The sequence below is a fragment of the Streptococcus sp. V919 genome (genome assembly GCF_054353475.1).
In genome coordinates this window covers 1,052,846-1,069,334 of sequence record NZ_JBTHHY010000001.1, presented here as the reverse complement: position 1 = coordinate 1,069,334, position 16,489 = coordinate 1,052,846, and the positions used below count along the sequence as shown (strand labels likewise).

General features: G+C 41.2%; 21 protein-coding genes. All 21 read left to right on the top strand.

Annotation, left to right across the window (positions count from 1 at the left end; translation table 11 throughout):
• Positions 1-8: 8 nt before the first annotated feature.
• The 21 genes from ACXYSK_RS05545 to groL all read left to right on the top strand — a co-directional run bounded on the left by ACXYSK_RS05545 (position 9) and on the right by groL (position 16,456).
• A complete protein-coding gene (locus ACXYSK_RS05545; RefSeq protein WP_254726547.1) occupies positions 9-740 on the top strand; it encodes an ABC transporter ATP-binding protein in 732 nt (243 codons plus the stop codon).
• The gene (locus ACXYSK_RS05540) at positions 737-1,786 is read left to right on the top strand and encodes an ABC transporter permease (RefSeq protein WP_458625333.1); all 1,050 of its coding nucleotides are present in this window, start codon (positions 737-739) and stop codon (positions 1,784-1,786) included. Before ACXYSK_RS05545 ends, ACXYSK_RS05540 begins: the two co-directional genes overlap by 4 nt.
• 47 nt (positions 1,787-1,833) lie before the next feature.
• Positions 1,834-2,628, top strand: a complete 795-nt coding sequence (gene ccrZ / locus ACXYSK_RS05535) for a cell cycle regulator CcrZ (RefSeq protein ID WP_458625332.1) — start codon at positions 1,834-1,836, stop codon at positions 2,626-2,628.
• Positions 2,625-3,260, top strand: coding sequence for a tRNA (guanosine(46)-N7)-methyltransferase TrmB (gene trmB, locus ACXYSK_RS05530; protein ID WP_458625331.1), 636 nt, complete (start codon positions 2,625-2,627; stop codon positions 3,258-3,260). Before ccrZ ends, trmB begins: the two co-directional genes overlap by 4 nt.
• Before the next feature lie 126 nt (positions 3,261-3,386).
• Positions 3,387-3,866, top strand: coding sequence for a ribosome maturation factor RimP (gene rimP, locus ACXYSK_RS05525; protein ID WP_254726543.1), 480 nt, complete (start codon positions 3,387-3,389; stop codon positions 3,864-3,866).
• A gap of 42 nt (positions 3,867-3,908) precedes the next feature.
• Entirely contained in the window at positions 3,909-5,045 is a 1,137-nt protein-coding gene (gene nusA, locus ACXYSK_RS05520) for a transcription termination factor NusA (RefSeq protein ID WP_006150238.1), read from the top strand.
• A 21-nt stretch (positions 5,046-5,066) separates the two neighbouring features.
• Entirely contained in the window at positions 5,067-5,360 is a 294-nt protein-coding gene (gene rnpM, locus ACXYSK_RS05515) for an RNase P modulator RnpM (RefSeq protein ID WP_458625330.1), read from the top strand.
• On the top strand, positions 5,353-5,652 hold the full coding sequence (locus tag ACXYSK_RS05510; RefSeq protein ID WP_178895425.1) for a YlxQ-related RNA-binding protein: 300 nt from the start codon (positions 5,353-5,355) through the stop codon (positions 5,650-5,652). The genes rnpM and ACXYSK_RS05510 overlap by 8 nt, the downstream gene beginning before the upstream one ends.
• A 16-nt stretch (positions 5,653-5,668) precedes the next feature.
• A complete protein-coding gene (infB, locus tag ACXYSK_RS05505; RefSeq protein ID WP_458625329.1) occupies positions 5,669-8,410 on the top strand; it encodes a translation initiation factor IF-2 in 2,742 nt (913 codons plus the stop codon).
• A gap of 166 nt (positions 8,411-8,576) precedes the next feature.
• Positions 8,577-8,927: a 30S ribosome-binding factor RbfA gene (rbfA, locus tag ACXYSK_RS05500; protein WP_006150303.1), complete on the top strand. Its 351-nt coding sequence runs from the start codon at positions 8,577-8,579 to the stop codon at positions 8,925-8,927.
• A gap of 151 nt (positions 8,928-9,078) precedes the next feature.
• Positions 9,079-9,858 (top strand): hypothetical protein, encoded by a 780-nt coding sequence (locus ACXYSK_RS05495; protein ID WP_458625328.1) that lies wholly within the window; start codon positions 9,079-9,081, stop codon positions 9,856-9,858.
• A gap of 101 nt (positions 9,859-9,959) precedes the next feature.
• On the top strand, positions 9,960-10,193 hold the full coding sequence (locus ACXYSK_RS05490) for a DUF1858 domain-containing protein (protein WP_303943515.1): 234 nt from the start codon (positions 9,960-9,962) through the stop codon (positions 10,191-10,193).
• Positions 10,193-11,527 (top strand): DUF438 domain-containing protein, encoded by a 1,335-nt coding sequence (locus tag ACXYSK_RS05485; RefSeq protein ID WP_458625327.1) that lies wholly within the window; start codon positions 10,193-10,195, stop codon positions 11,525-11,527. Before ACXYSK_RS05490 ends, ACXYSK_RS05485 begins: the two co-directional genes overlap by 1 nt.
• A gap of 9 nt (positions 11,528-11,536) precedes the next feature.
• A complete protein-coding gene (locus ACXYSK_RS05480; protein WP_016466781.1) occupies positions 11,537-11,791 on the top strand; it encodes a DUF1912 family protein in 255 nt (84 codons plus the stop codon).
• Between the two features lie 75 nt (positions 11,792-11,866).
• Positions 11,867-12,157, top strand: coding sequence for a DUF4651 domain-containing protein (locus tag ACXYSK_RS05475; protein ID WP_303943513.1), 291 nt, complete (start codon positions 11,867-11,869; stop codon positions 12,155-12,157).
• Positions 12,154-12,471 (top strand): thioredoxin family protein, encoded by a 318-nt coding sequence (locus ACXYSK_RS05470; protein ID WP_303943512.1) that lies wholly within the window; start codon positions 12,154-12,156, stop codon positions 12,469-12,471. Before ACXYSK_RS05475 ends, ACXYSK_RS05470 begins: the two co-directional genes overlap by 4 nt.
• A 9-nt stretch (positions 12,472-12,480) precedes the next feature.
• A complete protein-coding gene (ytpR, locus tag ACXYSK_RS05465) occupies positions 12,481-13,107 on the top strand; it encodes a YtpR family tRNA-binding protein (protein ID WP_458625326.1) in 627 nt (208 codons plus the stop codon).
• 41 nt (positions 13,108-13,148) lie between these two features.
• Positions 13,149-13,910: an SDR family oxidoreductase gene (locus ACXYSK_RS05460; protein ID WP_458625325.1), complete on the top strand. Its 762-nt coding sequence runs from the start codon at positions 13,149-13,151 to the stop codon at positions 13,908-13,910.
• Between the two features lie 75 nt (positions 13,911-13,985).
• On the top strand, positions 13,986-14,381 hold the full coding sequence (locus ACXYSK_RS05455; protein ID WP_006144984.1) for a single-stranded DNA-binding protein: 396 nt from the start codon (positions 13,986-13,988) through the stop codon (positions 14,379-14,381).
• Positions 14,382-14,536: 155 nt separating this feature from the next.
• Positions 14,537-14,821, top strand: coding sequence for a co-chaperone GroES (gene groES / locus ACXYSK_RS05450; RefSeq protein ID WP_458625324.1), 285 nt, complete (start codon positions 14,537-14,539; stop codon positions 14,819-14,821).
• A 15-nt stretch (positions 14,822-14,836) separates the two neighbouring features.
• A complete protein-coding gene (gene groL / locus ACXYSK_RS05445) occupies positions 14,837-16,456 on the top strand; it encodes a chaperonin GroEL (RefSeq protein WP_458625323.1) in 1,620 nt (539 codons plus the stop codon).
• Positions 16,457-16,489: the final 33 nt, after the last annotated feature.

The following is a 16,489-nucleotide window of genomic DNA, read 5'->3' as shown; positions in this document are numbered from 1 at the left end:
GAGAAAATATGTTAGAAATTAAAAACCTGACAGGTGGCTATGTCCACGTCCCTGTCTTAAAGGATGTATCCTTTACTGTTGAAAGCGGGCAGTTGGTTGGTTTGATCGGCTTAAATGGTGCAGGTAAATCAACAACCATCAACGAAATTATCGGACTCTTGACTCCTTACAGTGGAAAGATAAGTATTGATGGATTGACTCTAGGTGAGGATGTTACGAACTATCGTAAGAAAATTGGCTACATCCCAGAAACTCCTAGTTTGTATGAAGAATTGACGCTCAGAGAACATATTGAGACGGTTGCTATGGCCTACGGTATTGAACAAACTATCGCTTTCGAACGTGTAGAACCGCTTTTAAAAATGTTTCGTTTGGACCAGAAATTGGATTGGTTCCCGGTTCATTTTTCCAAAGGTATGAAGCAAAAGGTTATGATTATCTGTGCCTTTGTCGTAGATCCAAGTCTCTTTATCGTAGACGAGCCTTTCCTTGGCCTCGACCCCTTGGCGATTTCAGACTTGATTCAACTTCTAGAAGTGGAAAAGAAAAAAGGCAAGTCCATTCTCATGAGTACCCACGTCCTTGATTCAGCTGAAAAGATGTGTGACTCTTTTGTCATTCTCCACAAAGGTCAAGTGAGAGCTCAAGGAAATCTACAACAACTCCGAGAAGCCTTTGCCATGCCAGATGCAAGCCTCAATGATATCTATTTGGCTCTGACCAAAGAGGAGGAGCTATGAAAGACTTGTTTTTAAAACGAAAGCAGGAATTTCGTAAGGAATGCTTGGGCTATCTTCGTTATGTGCTCAATGACCATTTTGTCTTGTTTTTGTTGGTATTACTAGGATTTTTGGCTTACCAGTACAATCAACTATTGCAAAATTTTCCTGCAAATCATTTTCCAATCCTAATTTTGCTTGGGATTATATCTGTTTTACTGTTGTTTTGGGGTGGTATTGCGACTTATCTAGAAGCACCGGACAAACTCTTTCTCTTGGTAGCTGAAGAAGAAGTGAGAGAACACATCCAGAAGCAAAGTCTGGTCTCTTTTATCTTTTGGGTCAATGTACAGACTCTCTTTTTGCTACTTTTTGCCCCTTTATTTCTAGCCATGGGTCTTGGTTTGCCAATTTTTGGAGTCTATCTCCTTATCTTGGGAATCGCAAAATACGTGATTTTTCGTCGAAAATCCAGCAAATTTATTCTTGCAAATGGACTTGATTGGGATTTTGCCATTGCTCAAGAGAGCAAACGCAAGCAGTTCTTGCTTCGGTTTTTTGCCCTCTTTACCCAGGTTAAGGGAATTTCAAACAGTGTTAAGCGTCGAGCTTATCTGGACTTTATTCTCAAAGGAGTTCAGAAAGTACCGGGGAAAATCTGGCAGAATCTTTATCTTCGCTCCTATCTGAGAAATGGAGATTTATTCGCCCTTAGTCTGCGACTGCTAATCCTATCCTTATCAGCTCTCGTCTTTATTGAGCAATCCTGGATTGCAGTTGCAATTGTAATTTTATTCAATTATCTTTTATTGTTTCAGCTTCTAGCTCTCTATCATGCCTTTGATTATCAATATATGACGCAGCTATTTCCAGTAGGAAAGGGGCAAAAAGAGAGAGGTTTGAAGGAAATCTTGAGAGCAATTGGCATGTTTGTCCTAGCCTTGGAAAGTCTCTTAGGATTGCTTGTTTTCAAGGACAAAATTCTAGTTTTAGTCCTTGTGGGAGCAGGCCTTGTATTGCAATATCTTTATTTGCCATATCAACTGAGAAGATTGGTTGACGAATAGCATAAAAATTAGTAGAATAATAAGGAAACTTTATTCGGAGGAAAAAAATGGACTTGGGTGATATTGAGCTAACGCTAACCCCGATTTCTGGGAAGAGCGGGAAAGCTTATATGGGGACTTATCCTGATGGAAAACGTGTTTTTATAAAAATGAATACTTCTCCAATCCTGCCTGGTTTAGCTAGAGAACAAATTGCGCCGCAATTACTCTGGAGCCGTCGTTTGCCAGACGGTCGTGATATGTCTGCTCAGGAATGGTTGTCAGGGAAAATTTTGACGCCAAGCGATATGAACCGTAAACAAATTATCGATATTTTGACACGTTTACACCGTTCACGTCCCTTAATGACCCAGTTGACACGCTTGGGATATGCGATGGAAACACCTTCGGATTTACTTCAGTCATGGATAAATAAGGCCCCTGATGCGTTAAAAAATAACCAGTATCTACGTCTGGTCCTGAGTGATATGCGTGAGAACCTTCCTGGGTTTAGGGAAGATTATGCAACTATAGTACATGGGGATGTTCGTCACAGTAATTGGTTTGAGACAGAGAGCGGTTTGATTTACTTGGTAGACTGGGATTCTGTTCGCTTGACGGATCGTATGTTTGATGTAGCCTATCTGCTTTGTCACTATATTCCAGAGTTTCAATGGCAAGAGTGGCTGACTAATTATGGATACAAGTACAATCAAACGGTTTTGAATAAGTTATATTGGTATGCTCAACTGTCCTTTTTGAGTCTGATTACCAAATACTATGAAAATCAAGATTTGGATAATGTAAATCGGGAGATTTATGCTTTGCGTACCTTCCGAGATAAGTATGGAAAGAAAAAATGAGAGTTAGAAATCGTAAAGGTGCAACTGAACTGTTAGAGGCTAATCCACAGTATGTTGTCTTAAATCCCGCAGAAGCTAAAGGCAAGTGGCGAGATTTATTTGGCAATGACAATCCAATCCATGTAGAGGTTGGTAGTGGGAAAGGGGCTTTTATATCAGGAATGGCCAAACAAAATCCTGATATTAACTATATCGGAATTGATATTCAGGAATCTGTCTTAAGTTATGCTTTAGACAAGGTCTTAGAGGTTGGAGTTCCTAATATCAAACTCCTATGGGTTGATGGTTCAGATTTGACCAATTATTTTGAAGATGGTGAAATTGACCGCTTGTATTTGAATTTCTCGGATCCATGGCCTAAAAAACGACATGAAAAGCGTCGTTTGACCTACAAGAGCTTCTTGGATACCTTTAAGCGTATCTTGCCTGAACATGGTGAAATTCACTTCAAGACCGATAACCGTGGCTTGTTTGAGTATAGTTTAGTGAGTTTTTCTCAATATGGCATGAAGCTCAATGGCGTATGGCTTGATTTGCATGCTAGTGATTTTGAAGGAAATGTCATGACGGAATACGAGCAAAAGTTCTCAAGCAAGGGTCAAGTCATTTACCGAGTTGAAGCGGAATTTTAAGAAAAAGCTTGAATCCAAGCTATTTGGGTGCTTATACTTTACATTAGTACTTAAAAGTGCTATACTAATAGCAAGAATATAAGAAAGAGAGGCGGGGAGATATCTTCGCCTCTTGCTTATGAGGAGGTGGACGCAATCGCAACGATCGTTGAATTAGTCAGAGAAGTCGTAGAACCTGTCATTGAAGCTCCTTTCGAACTCGTAGATATCGAGTATGGAAAGATTGGCAGTGACATGATTCTTAGTATTTTTGTAGACAAGCCTGGAGGAATCACCTTGAATGATACAGCAGACTTGACTGAAATTATCAGTCCTGTCCTAGATACTATCAAGCCGGATCCCTTCCCAGAACAATATTTCCTAGAAATTACCAGTCCAGGATTGGAGCGTCCTTTGAAAACCAAGGAAGCAGTCGCTGGAGCGGTCGGGAAATACATCCATGTCGGGCTCTACCAAGCCATCGATAAGCAAAAGGTTTTTGAAGGAACCTTATTGTCCTTTGAAGAGGATGAATTGACAATGGAATATATGGATAAAACGCGCAAGAAAACAGTCCAAATTCCATATAACTTGGTATCAAAAGCACGTTTAGCAGTAAAATTATAGAAAAGAAAGGATAGCTTTTGAGAATTCAAAAGTAAAAAGAACATGAGTAAAGAAATGCTAGAGGCCTTCCGCATTTTGGAAGAAGACAAGGGAATCAAGAAAGAAGATATCATCGACGCAGTAGTAGAATCACTTCGTTCTGCTTATCGTAGACGCTATGGTCAATCAGATAGCGTAGCTATCGACTTCAACGAAAAAACAGGTGACTTTACAGTCTACACAGTTCGCGAAGTTGTTGATGAAGTATTTGATAGCCGTTTGGAAATCAGCTTGAAAGATGCTCTTGCCATTAATTCAGCCTATGAGCTTGGTGACAAAATCAAATTTGAAGAAGCACCAGGAGAGTTTGGTCGTGTAGCGGCTCAGTCTGCGAAACAAACCATCATGGAAAAAATGCGCAAGCAAACACGTGCTATTACCTACAATACATACAAAGAACATGAACAAGAAATCATGTCAGGTACAGTAGAACGTTTTGACAATCGTTTTATTTATGTCAACCTTGGCAGCATCGAAGCCCAATTGTCAAAACAAGACCAAATTCCTGGAGAAGTTTTTGCTTCTCATGATCGTATCGAAGTCTATGTTTACAAAGTTGAAGACAACCCTCGTGGAGTTAACGTCTTTGTTAGCCGTAGCCATCCAGAAATGATTAAACGTTTGATGGAACAAGAAATTCCAGAAGTCTACGATGGTACTGTTGAGATTATGAGTGTAGCTCGTGAAGCGGGTGACCGTACCAAGGTTGCAGTTCGTAGTCACAATCCAAACGTGGATGCTATCGGAACAATCGTAGGACGCGGTGGTGCTAACATCAAGAAAATCACAAGCAAATTCCATCCAGCTCGTTACGATGCAAAGAGCGACCGCATGGTACCTGTAGAAGAAAACATCGATGTAATCGAGTGGGTAGCAGATCCAGCTGAATTTATTTACAATGCTATTGCTCCTGCAGAAGTTGACCAAGTTATCTTTGATGAAAATGATAGCAAGCGTGCCTTGGTTGTTGTGCCAGATAACAAGCTATCTCTTGCAATCGGTCGTCGTGGACAAAATGTTCGCTTAGCAGCTCATTTGACAGGATACCGCATTGATATCAAGTCAGCTAGTGAGTTTGAAGCGATGGAAGAAGCAGGTCAAGTTGATTACGCTGATACAGACGAATTGACTGAAGAATAAAAGCTGTAAGAGGAGGGAAAGATGAAAACAAGAAAAATCCCTTTGCGAAAGTCTGTTGTTTCCAACGAAGTAATTGATAAGCGAGATTTACTCCGTATTGTCAAGAACAAAGAAGGCGAAGTCTTTATCGATCCGACAGGCAAGGCTAATGGCCGTGGCGCTTATATCAAGCTAGACAATGCAGAAGCCCTAGAGGCTAAAAAGAAAAAAGTCTTTAACCGTAGCTTTAACATGGAAGTTGAAGAAAGTTTTTATGACGAGTTGATCGCTTATGTTGATCGCAAAGTAAAAAGAAGAGAGTTAGGACTTGAATAAGCAAAAAGTAAGTAATCTCTTGGGACTTGCACAACGAGCAGGGAAAATTATCTCGGGTGAAGAAATGGTTGTCAAAGCCATTCAGGAACAGAAAGCTAAGCTGGTATTTCTAGCCCATGATGCTGCTCCCAACCTGACCAAGAAGATTCAAGATAAAAGTCACTATTATCAAGTAGAAGTTGTAACCGTGTTTTCAACACTGGAATTAAGCATAGCAGTTGGAAAATCAAGAAAGGTTTTAGCTGTGACAGATGCTGGATTTACAAAGAAAATGAGGTCTCTTATGGAATAGAAGAGGAGGACATGATTTGTCTAAGAAAAGATTGTACGAAATCGCAAAAGAACTTGGAAAAGAAAGTAAAGAAGTTGTAGCGCGTGCAAAAGAGTTGGGCTTGGAGGTGAAGAGCCACTCGTCAAGCGTTGAAGCTGATGCTGCTGAAAAAATCGTTGCTAGCTTTAAGCCTGCTGCTCCTAAAGCAAAAGCAAAACCTGTAGCACCAAAAGCAAGTGAAGCGAAGGTAGAAAAGAAATCTGAAACACCAGTAGCTCCTAAGGAAGAGAAAGTAGTAGCTGCTAGACCACAAAGCCGAAACTTCAAGGCAGAGCGTGAAGCTCGTGCAAAAGAGCAAGCAGAGCGACGCAAGCAAAACAAGGGCAACAACCGTGACCAACAACAAAATGGCAACCGCCAAAAGAATGAGAACCGTAATGGTGGAAAACCAGGTCAAGGAAACCGCGACAACCGTCGTTTTAATGATCAAGCCAAGAAACAGCAAGGTCAAGGAAATCGTGGGAACGATCGCCGCCAACAAGCGGACAATCGTCCGAACCAAGCTGGCCCACGTATTGATTTCAAGGCTCGTGCAGCAGCCCTGAAGGCGGAGCAAAATGCCGAATACGCACGTTCAAGCGAGGAACGCTTCAAACAGTCACAAGCAGCTAAAGAAGCTTTAACTCAAGTTAATAAACGCAAAGAACCAGAGGAAATCTTTGAAGAAGCTGCTAAGCTAGCTGAACAAACTCAGCAAGTGGTTGAAGTAGCTCCTGTAGTCAAAGAGCCTGTAGTGGATATACGTCGTAAAAAACAAGCCCGACCAGACAAAGATCGTGATGATTACGATCGTGAAGAAGATGGTCCTAGAAAACAACAAAAGAATCGAAGTAGTCAGAATCAAGTGAGAAATCAAAGAAATAGTAACTGGAATAACAATAAGAAAAATAAAAAAGGTAACAAACAAAACAACCGTAACCAGGCTCCAAAACCTGTTACAGAGCGTAAATTCCATGAATTGCCAACAGAATTTGAATATACAGATGGTATGACTGTTGCGGAAATCGCAAAACGTATCAAACGTGAACCAGCTGAGATTGTTAAGAAACTATTTATGATGGGCGTAATGGCCACTCAAAACCAATCTCTGGATGGAGAAACAATTGAACTCCTTATGGTTGATTACGGAATTGAAGCTAAACAAAAGGTTGAAGTGGATAATGCTGATATCGAACGCTTCTTCGTGGAAGATGGATACCTCAATGAAGATGAGTTGGTTGAGCGTCCACCAGTTGTAACCATCATGGGACACGTTGACCATGGTAAAACAACACTTTTGGATACTCTACGTAATTCACGTGTTGCTACAGGAGAAGCAGGTGGTATCACTCAGCATATCGGTGCCTACCAGATCGAAGAAAATGGTAAGAAGATTACCTTCCTCGATACACCAGGACACGCGGCCTTTACTTCTATGCGTGCACGTGGTGCCTCTGTTACTGATATTACCATCTTGGTCGTAGCGGCAGATGACGGGGTTATGCCTCAAACTATCGAAGCTATCAACCACTCAAAAGCGGCTAATGTTCCAATCATCGTTGCCATTAACAAGATTGATAAACCAGGTGCCAATCCAGAACGTGTAATCGGTGAATTGGCTGAACACGGTGTTATGTCAACTGCTTGGGGTGGAGATTCTGAGTTTGTAGAAATCTCAGCCAAATTCAACCAAAATATCGATGAACTCTTGGAAACTGTCCTTCTTGTGGCTGAAATCCAAGAACTTAAAGCAGATCCGACAGTTCGTGCCATCGGTACTGTTATCGAAGCGCGCTTGGATAAAGGAAAAGGTGCGGTTGCAACCCTCCTTGTACAACAAGGTACTTTGAACGTTCAAGACCCAATCGTTGTCGGAAATACCTTCGGTCGTGTACGTGCCATGACCAATGACCTTGGACGTCGTGTGAAGGTGGCTGGACCATCTACTCCGGTTTCTATCACAGGTTTGAACGAAACGCCAATGGCAGGTGACCACTTTGCCGTATACGAAGATGAAAAATCTGCTCGTGCAGCTGGTGAAGAACGTGCTAAACGTGCTCTTATGAAGCAACGTCAAGCTACTCAACGTGTCAGCCTAGAAAATCTATTTGACACTCTTAAAGCTGGTGAACTTAAATCTGTTAACGTCATCATCAAAGCTGACGTACAAGGTTCTGTTGAAGCTCTTGATGCTTCCCTTCAAAAGATTGATGTGGAAGGTGTAAAAGTTACCATCGTTCACTCAGCAGTTGGTGCGATCAATGAATCTGACGTCACCCTTGCCGAAGCTTCAAATGCCTTTATCATTGGTTTCAACGTACGCCCTACACCACAAGCTCGTCAACAAGCAGAAGCAGACGATGTAGAAATCCGTCTCCACAGCATTATCTACAAGGTTATCGAAGAGATGGAAGAAGCTATGAAAGGGATGCTTGATCCAGAATTCGAAGAAAAAGTTATCGGTGAAGCAATCATCCGTGAAACCTTCAAAGTATCTAAAGTCGGAACAATCGGTGGATTTATGGTTACTAGCGGTAAAGTTACTCGTGACTCTAAAGTCCGTGTTATTCGTGACGGAGTCGTTATCTACGATGGTGAACTTGCAAGCTTGAAACACTATAAAGATGATGTCAAAGAAGTTACAAACGGCCGTGAAGGTGGTCTCATGATTGATGGCTACAATGATATCAAGACTGATGATGTGATTGAGGCATACATCATGGAAGAAATTAAGAGATAATAGAGAAACGTTAGCCAATTTGACTCGTCGTCAACAGCGCCTTGATGAACACTTAGTTCTATCTAAGTCTTGTTTCCTAGATTCAAATGGCTCTAGTTCCTCTATCTAATAAAAATAGCTAGGTCTGCTGGCCTAGCTTTTGGTTCAATAGAGAGGAAGGAATAGCATGGGAAATCATTTCCGTACGGACCGTGTGGGCATGGAAATCAAGCGTGAAGTCAATGAGATTTTACAAAAGAAAGTCCGTGATCCACGTGTCCAAGGAGTGACCATCACAGATGTTCAGATGCTAGGTGACTTATCTGTAGCTAAGGTCTACTATACTATTTTGAGTAACCTTGCCTCAGATAATCAAAAAGCTCAAATCGGACTTGAAAAAGCAACCGGAACCATCAAACGTGAACTTGGTCGTAATTTGAAATTGTATAAAATTCCAGACTTAACTTTCGTTAAAGACGAATCCATCGAGTATGGAAACAAGATTGACGAGATGCTACGCAATCTGGATAAGAACTAAGAAAGAGGGGGAACCCTCTTTTTTGTTTTATAAACGAGGACTCTGCTTTACTAAAAGCTTATCAAGAAAAAATGAGTTCAGAAAATTTCTTTTCTAGAATAAATGTGATATGATATAGTTCAAAATTGATAGAAGAAGAGAAAAAAACAAGATGTCTAAACAAGATGTAGCTTTGCAAGTATTGCAACAAGTCGTGAAACTCCCTGTTGTCAAAGTTGATCGGTCAAAATTTTTAGTAGATAAATTTTCCAAACTATTGGATCCAAAGGATATTCCTAGATTATTAGAAGAGGGCCCAACAGCCTTATTGTCTCAAGATGCTTTAGATAAAGTTGCCGATACTTGTATCAAGGATAATGTCTTATTGGCAAGTGGTACTTCTGTAATTGCAGGTATACCAGGTGGTCTAGCTTTGGCAATCACCATCCCAACAGATGTTGCTCAGTTTTATGCTTTTTCCTTAAAACTAGCGCAAGAATTGGGATATATTTATGGCTATGATGATCTTTGGGCTTCTCGAAATGAATTGAGTGAAGAAGCCAAAAATACACTCTTGCTCTATCTCGGAGTTATGCTTGGAGTCAATAGCGCTGGAGCTCTCCTTCGATCTGGTGGAGTTTCAGTTGCTAAACACATCATGAAGACAGTTCCCCAGAAGGCTTTAGCTAAGACTTTGTGGTATCCCATTTTAGAAAAAGTTTTGAAAATTTTTGGGGTAAATCTGACAAAGGGAGGTTTTGCTAAAGGGCTAGGCAAATGTATCCCGATTCTAGGAGGTATCGTTTCAGGTGGTTTAACCTATACAACTATGAAACCGATGGGTAAAAGTTTGCAAAGAGAATTATCCAAACTAGTCAATTACAATGAAATTCAATATCAAAAGGACGTAGAGATAATTCGAAAAGAAGCAGAAATTATCGAAGCAGAGTAATGTGAAGAAACTAGCAGGCTTGTACTGCTAGTTTTTTTATCTAAATCCTTGTGGTATAATAAGAAAAGAAAAACTAGCGAGAGAATATGATGGAGGTTGTGATGGATAATATTATTGATGTATCTATTCCTGTTGCGGAAGTGGTGGACAAGCATCCAGAGGTTTTAGATATTTTAGTTGAGCTTGGTTTTAAACCTCTTGCAAATCCTTTGATGCGCAATACTATAGGTCGAAAGGTTTCGCTCAAACAAGGTTCTAAGCTCGAAGGAACTCCTATGGACAAGATTGTACGAACCCTTGAAGCAAATGGTTACGAAGTGATTGGATTAGACTAATGACAGATGAACGAATTCATGTCCTTCGGGATATTTTATTAGAATTGCATCATGGAGCATCTCCTGAATCCGTTCAGGAACGCTTTGATGCAACCTTCACAGGTGTATCAGCCATTGAGATTTCTCTCATGGAACATGAGCTGATGAACTCAGACTCAGGTGTAACATTTGAGGATGTCATGGAGCTCTGTGATGTCCATGCCAATCTTTTTAAAAATGCTGTTAAGGGTGTTGAGGTTGAGGATACTGAACATCCAGGTCATCCTGTGCGTGTCTTCAAGGATGAAAATCTAGCCCTACGTGCAGCCTTGATTCGTGTTCGTAGATTGTTAGACACATATGAATCTATGGAAGACGAGGAAATGCTGGCGGAGATGCATAAGGGTTTGGTTCGCCAAATGGGACTTGTAGGCCAGTTCGACCGTCACTACCAGCGCAAGGAAGAACTCTTCTTTCCAATCATGGAGCGTTATGGACATGACTCGCCTCCAAAGGTCATGTGGGGAGTGGATGACCAAATCAGGGAACTCTATCAAAAAGCTTTATCATCTGTTAAATCTTTACCAGAGATACCAATTAGCACTGTGAAGGAAGCTTTTGAAGCTTTTGCGACAGAATTTGAGAGTATGATTTTCAAGGAAGAGTCCATCCTACTCATGATTCTGCTCGAATCCTTTACCCAAGATGACTGGATTCAGATTGCCGAGGAAAGTGATGCTTATGGCTATGCTATCATCCGTCCGTCTGAGAAATGGGTTCCAGAACGTCAGAGCTTTGTTGAGGAAAAAAGAGAAGAGGAGCCTGTACAGTTAGATAAGTCAGATGGTCAAGTTCAGAAGATCATTGATACGCCAGAAGGTCAGTTTACCATTACCTTTACACCTAAGGAAAAGGAAACAGTTCTAGACCGTCATAGTCAACAGGCTTTTGGCAACGGTTATCTCTCGGTTGAACAAGCCAATCTTATCCTCAATCATCTGCCTATGGAGATTACCTTTGTTAATAAGGATGATATCTTCCAGTATTACAATGACAATACGCTAGCAGATGAAATGATTTTCAAACGGACACCATCCCAAGTCGGGCGAAATGTTGAGCTTTGTCACCCACCCAAGTACCTAGAAAAGGTAAAGGCCATTATGAAAGGTCTTCGTGAGGGGGAAAAAGACAAGTATGAGATGTGGTTCAAGTCGGAGTCACGGGGCAAGTTTGTCCATATCACCTATGCTGCGGTACACGATGAAGACGGAGAGTTTCAAGGAGTCTTGGAGTATGTTCAGGATATCCAGCCTTACCGTGAGATTGATACAGACTACTATCGAGGAATAGAATAAGGAGAGACAATGAGTTACGAACAAGAATTTATGAAAGAATTTGAAGCTTGGGTCAATACCCAAATCATGATTAACGATATGGCCTTCAAAGAAAGCCAAAAAGTCTATGAAGAAGATCAAGATGAGCGTGCTAAAGATGCCATGATTCGCTACGAAAGTCGCTTGGATGCCTATCAGTTCTTACTTGGTAAGTTTGAAAATTTCAAGGCAGGCAAGGGGTTCCATGAATTGCCAGAAGATTTATTTGGTGAGAGACATTATTAAAATTTAGGAATTAGAAAAGGGAGTTCAACTCCCTTTTTCATTGTTCCTAGAACCTTTTTGTGTTACAATGTTAGCATGAAAACGAAAAATATCATTAAAACAGGTTTGGCATTAGTAGGTCTTGGAGCACTTGCTTTTGGAGCAAAGAAAGTAGCTGATGAGCACAAGCTCATGAAGACGCAGGAAGAGTTGACTGCGATTGTGCGTGACTACTTTTCAGATATGGGTGAAATCGCGACTATCTATGTTCAAGTATACGAAAGCAGCCTAGAACGTCTCGTTGGCGGTGTCATTTTTGAGGATGATCGTCACTATACCTTTGTCTATGAAGATGAAGATATCATCTACGAGGAGGAAGTCTTATGATTTCTCCTAAGAGTTTAGAAGAATTAGCGGATTTAGTAGAGCAGGATGGCAAGAAGGTCTTCCTTTTTGTTGCGGATTGGTGTGGCGATTGCCGTTATATCTATCCCGCTTTGCCAGAGATTGAAGAGACCAATCCAGAGTTTACTTTTATACGAGTCAACCGAGATGAATACATGGAACTTGCTAAACTTTGGGATGTTTACGGGATTCCAAGTCTTGTTGTTTTAGACAAGGACAAGGAGATTGGGCGCTTTGTCAATCGTAACCGTAAAACTAAGGAAGAGATTAATCACTTTTTAGCAGGATTGAAATAGGAGAAAAGAATGATTTTTACATACAATAAAGAATATGTAGGCGATGTCCTTATGGTCATCGTGAAAAACAGTGGTGACGCCAAGCTAGATGCTGAGAGTAAAGGCAATGTGGCGCGTGTTTTTCTAAGGGAAACTGCTGAAACTGTCGCTTGGAATATTTTTGAAGTTTCTAGCTTGTTTGAGATTGAGAATCGTGGTCAAGTATTTCTAACAGACGACCAAGTGGCTCGTTTGAATCAAGAACTACAGGCTCAAGGATTTACTGAAGAAATCATCAATGACAAGGAACCAAAATTTGTCGTTGGAGAAATTGTAGAGATGGTTGCACATCCAGATAGTGACCATTTGAATATCTGCCAAGTTGCTGTTGGAAATGACAAAACAGTACAAATCGTGGCGGGTGCTCCTAATGCGCGTGTCGGCTTGAAAACCATTGTAGCTCTTCCAGGTGCGATGATGCCAAAAGGCAATCTTATTTTTCCAGGGGAACTTCGTGGTGAAAAGAGTTTTGGGATGATGTGTAGTCCTCGTGAACTTGCCTTACCAAATGCTCCGCAAAAGCGTGGTGTTATTGAATTGTCAGAAGACCAAGTTGTTGGAACTCCATTCGATCCGGCTAAACACTGGACAGTTTAATTGGTAACGAGTATCTATTAAACTAGATAGGAGAAAGTAAGATGGCAAAAAATGTAGTGATTACAGGTGCAACATCAGGTATTGGTGAAGCAATCGCGCGTGCCTATCTAGAAAAAGGTGAAAATATTGTTCTCACAGGACGTCGAACAGAAAGACTTGAAGCTCTCAAAGCAGAGTTTGCAGAAGCCTTTCCGAATCAAAATGTTTGGACCTTTCCGCTAGATGTGACCGATATGAATATGGTCAAGACTGTTTGTTCAGATATTCTAGCAACTATAGGTCAGATAGATATCCTAGTTAATAACGCTGGACTTGCTTTAGGCTTAGCTCCCTATCAGGACTATGAAGAGTTGGATATGCTGACCATGCTGGATACCAATGTCAAGGGCTTGATGGCTGTTACTCGTTGTCTCTTGCCTTCCATGGTAGCTGCCAATCAAGGTCATATCATTAACATGGGTTCAACCGCAGGTATTTATTCCTATGCGGGTGCAGCAGTCTATTCAGCAACCAAGGCTGCAGTCAAAACCTTTTCAGATGGGCTTCGGATTGATACAATTGCGACAGATATCAAGGTGACCACTATTCAACCTGGAATTGTAGAGACGGATTTTTCTAAGGTACGTTTTCATGGAGATCAAGCACGGGGTGCGACTGTTTACCAGGGGCTTGAAGCCTTACAGGCACAAGATATCGCTGATGCAGTGGTTTATGTGACCAGTCAACCTCGTCGTGTGCAAATCACAGATATGACCATCATGGCCAATCAACAAGCTACTGGATTTACGATTCACAGAGATTAATATTATTATTAAAAAAGTTACAAATGTTGTAACTTTTTTTGATTTCCTTCGAATAGATAAGTAGGAGGATGAAAAATGTATAATAAAGTGATTATGATTGGACGCTTGACGTCTACACCCGAATTGCACAAAACCAACAATGACAAGTCTGTAGCTCGTGCGACGATTGCTATTAACCGTCGTTTTAAGGATCAAAACGGGGAACGTGAAGCGGACTTCATCAATATTGTTGTCTGGGGGAAATTGGCTGAAACCTTGGCTAGCTACGCGACTAAAGGCAGTCTCATTTCTGTCGATGGGGAGCTCCGTACTCGTAAGTTTGAGAAGAATGGTCAGACCAACTATGTGACCGAAGTTCTCGCTACAGGATTTCAACTTTTGGAAAGTCGCGCCCAACGTGCTATGCGTGAAAATAATGCTGGTCAAGACTTAGCAGATTTAGTTTTGGAAGAGGAGGAACTTCCTTTTTAAAATGACAAGAGTTTGAGAGTTTTCTCGAACTCTTTTTATGCTATAAATCAGACTTTTTTCTTGACTATTTTTGACCAAGTGATACAATAGAACTATGGTTTAGCACTCGTGTATAAAGAGTGCTAAAAATATGATTGGATTATGGAGGAAAGCAGATGTTGAAACCATTAGGAGACCGCGTGGTCTTGAAAATTGAAGAAAAAGAACAAACTGTTGGAGGCTTTGTCCTTGCAGGTTCAGCCCAAGAAAAAACAAAAACAGCTAAAGTTGTAGCTACTGGACAAGGTGTTCGTACCTTGAGTGGTGAACTTGTTGCTCCAAGTGTAAAAGTTGGAGATCAAGTTTTAGTTGAAGCTCATGCAGGTATTGATGTCAAAGATGGTGATGAAAAATATATCATCGTGGGTGAAGCTAATATTTTAGCAATCGTTGAAGAATAATAGGAGGAAGTAAGTATGTCAAAAGAAATTAAATTTTCATCTGATGCACGTTCAGCAATGGTACGTGGGGTTGATATCCTAGCTGATACAGTTAAAGTAACCTTAGGCCCTAAAGGACGTAATGTCGTTCTTGAAAAATCATTTGGTTCACCATTGATTACCAATGACGGGGTGACAATCGCTAAAGAAATTGAACTAGAAGACCATTTTGAAAATATGGGTGCCAAATTGGTATCAGAAGTAGCTTCTAAAACTAACGATATTGCTGGTGACGGGACAACTACTGCAACTGTCTTGACCCAAGCCATCGTTCGTGAAGGAATCAAAAATGTTACGGCTGGCGCAAACCCAATCGGTATCCGTCGTGGGATTGAAACTGCGGTTGCTGCAGCTGTTGAAGCCTTGAAGAACAATGCCATTCCAGTATCAAGCAAGGAAGCAATCGCACAAGTAGCTGCCGTATCCTCTCGCTCTGAAAAAGTTGGTGAGTACATCTCTGAAGCCATGGAAAAAGTTGGCAAAGATGGAGTTATCACTATTGAAGAATCACGTGGTATGGAAACAGAGCTAGAAGTTGTAGAAGGAATGCAGTTTGATCGTGGTTATCTATCACAGTACATGGTCACTGACAATGAAAAAATGGTTGCAGACCTTGAAAATCCATACATTTTAATCACTGACAAGAAAATCTCAAATATCCAAGAAATCTTGCCACTTCTAGAAAGCATTCTTCAAAGTAGCCGTCCACTCTTGATTATTGCAGATGATGTTGACGGTGAAGCCCTCCCAACGCTTGTCTTGAACAAGATTCGAGGAACTTTCAACGTAGTTGCTGTTAAAGCGCCTGGATTTGGGGACCGTCGTAAGGCTATGTTGGAAGATATCGCTATCTTGACAGGCGGAACTGTTATCACAGAAGATCTTGGTCTTGAATTGAAAGATGCTACTATTGAAGCGCTTGGTCAAGCAGCGAGAGTGACTGTAGATAAAGATAGTACTGTTATTGTAGAAGGTGCGGGAAATCCTGAAGCAATTGCTAACCGTGTCGCTGTTATCAAATCACAAATTGAAACAACAACTTCAGAATTCGACCGTGAAAAACTCCAAGAACGCTTGGCCAAATTGTCAGGTGGGGTAGCAGTTATCAAGGTTGGTGCTGCAACTGAAACTGAGTTGAAAGAAATGAAACTCCGCATCGAAGACGCCCTTAATGCGACTCGTGCAGCTGTTGAAGAAGGTATCGTTGCAGGTGGTGGTACTGCCCTTGTTAATGTTATCTCAGCTGTCGCTGCCTTGGAATTAGAAGGCGATGAAGCAACAGGTCGCAATATTGTTCTTCGTGCCTTGGAAGAGCCTGTACGTCAAATTGCCCACAACGCAGGTTATGAAGGTTCAATTGTTATTGATCGTTTGAAAAATGCAGAGCTTGGGACTGGCTTCAACGCTGCAACAGGTGAATGGGTCAATATGATTGAAGCGGGAATCATTGATCCTGTTAAGGTAAGCCGTTCAGCCCTTCAGAACGCAGCTTCAGTAGCAAGTCTCATCTTGACTACCGAAGCAGTTGTAGCTAACAAACCAGAACCAGTAGCCCCAGCTCCAGCAATGGATCCATCTATGATGGGTGGTTACTAAGAAATATAAAAAAACAGGTAGAAATCTTTATTT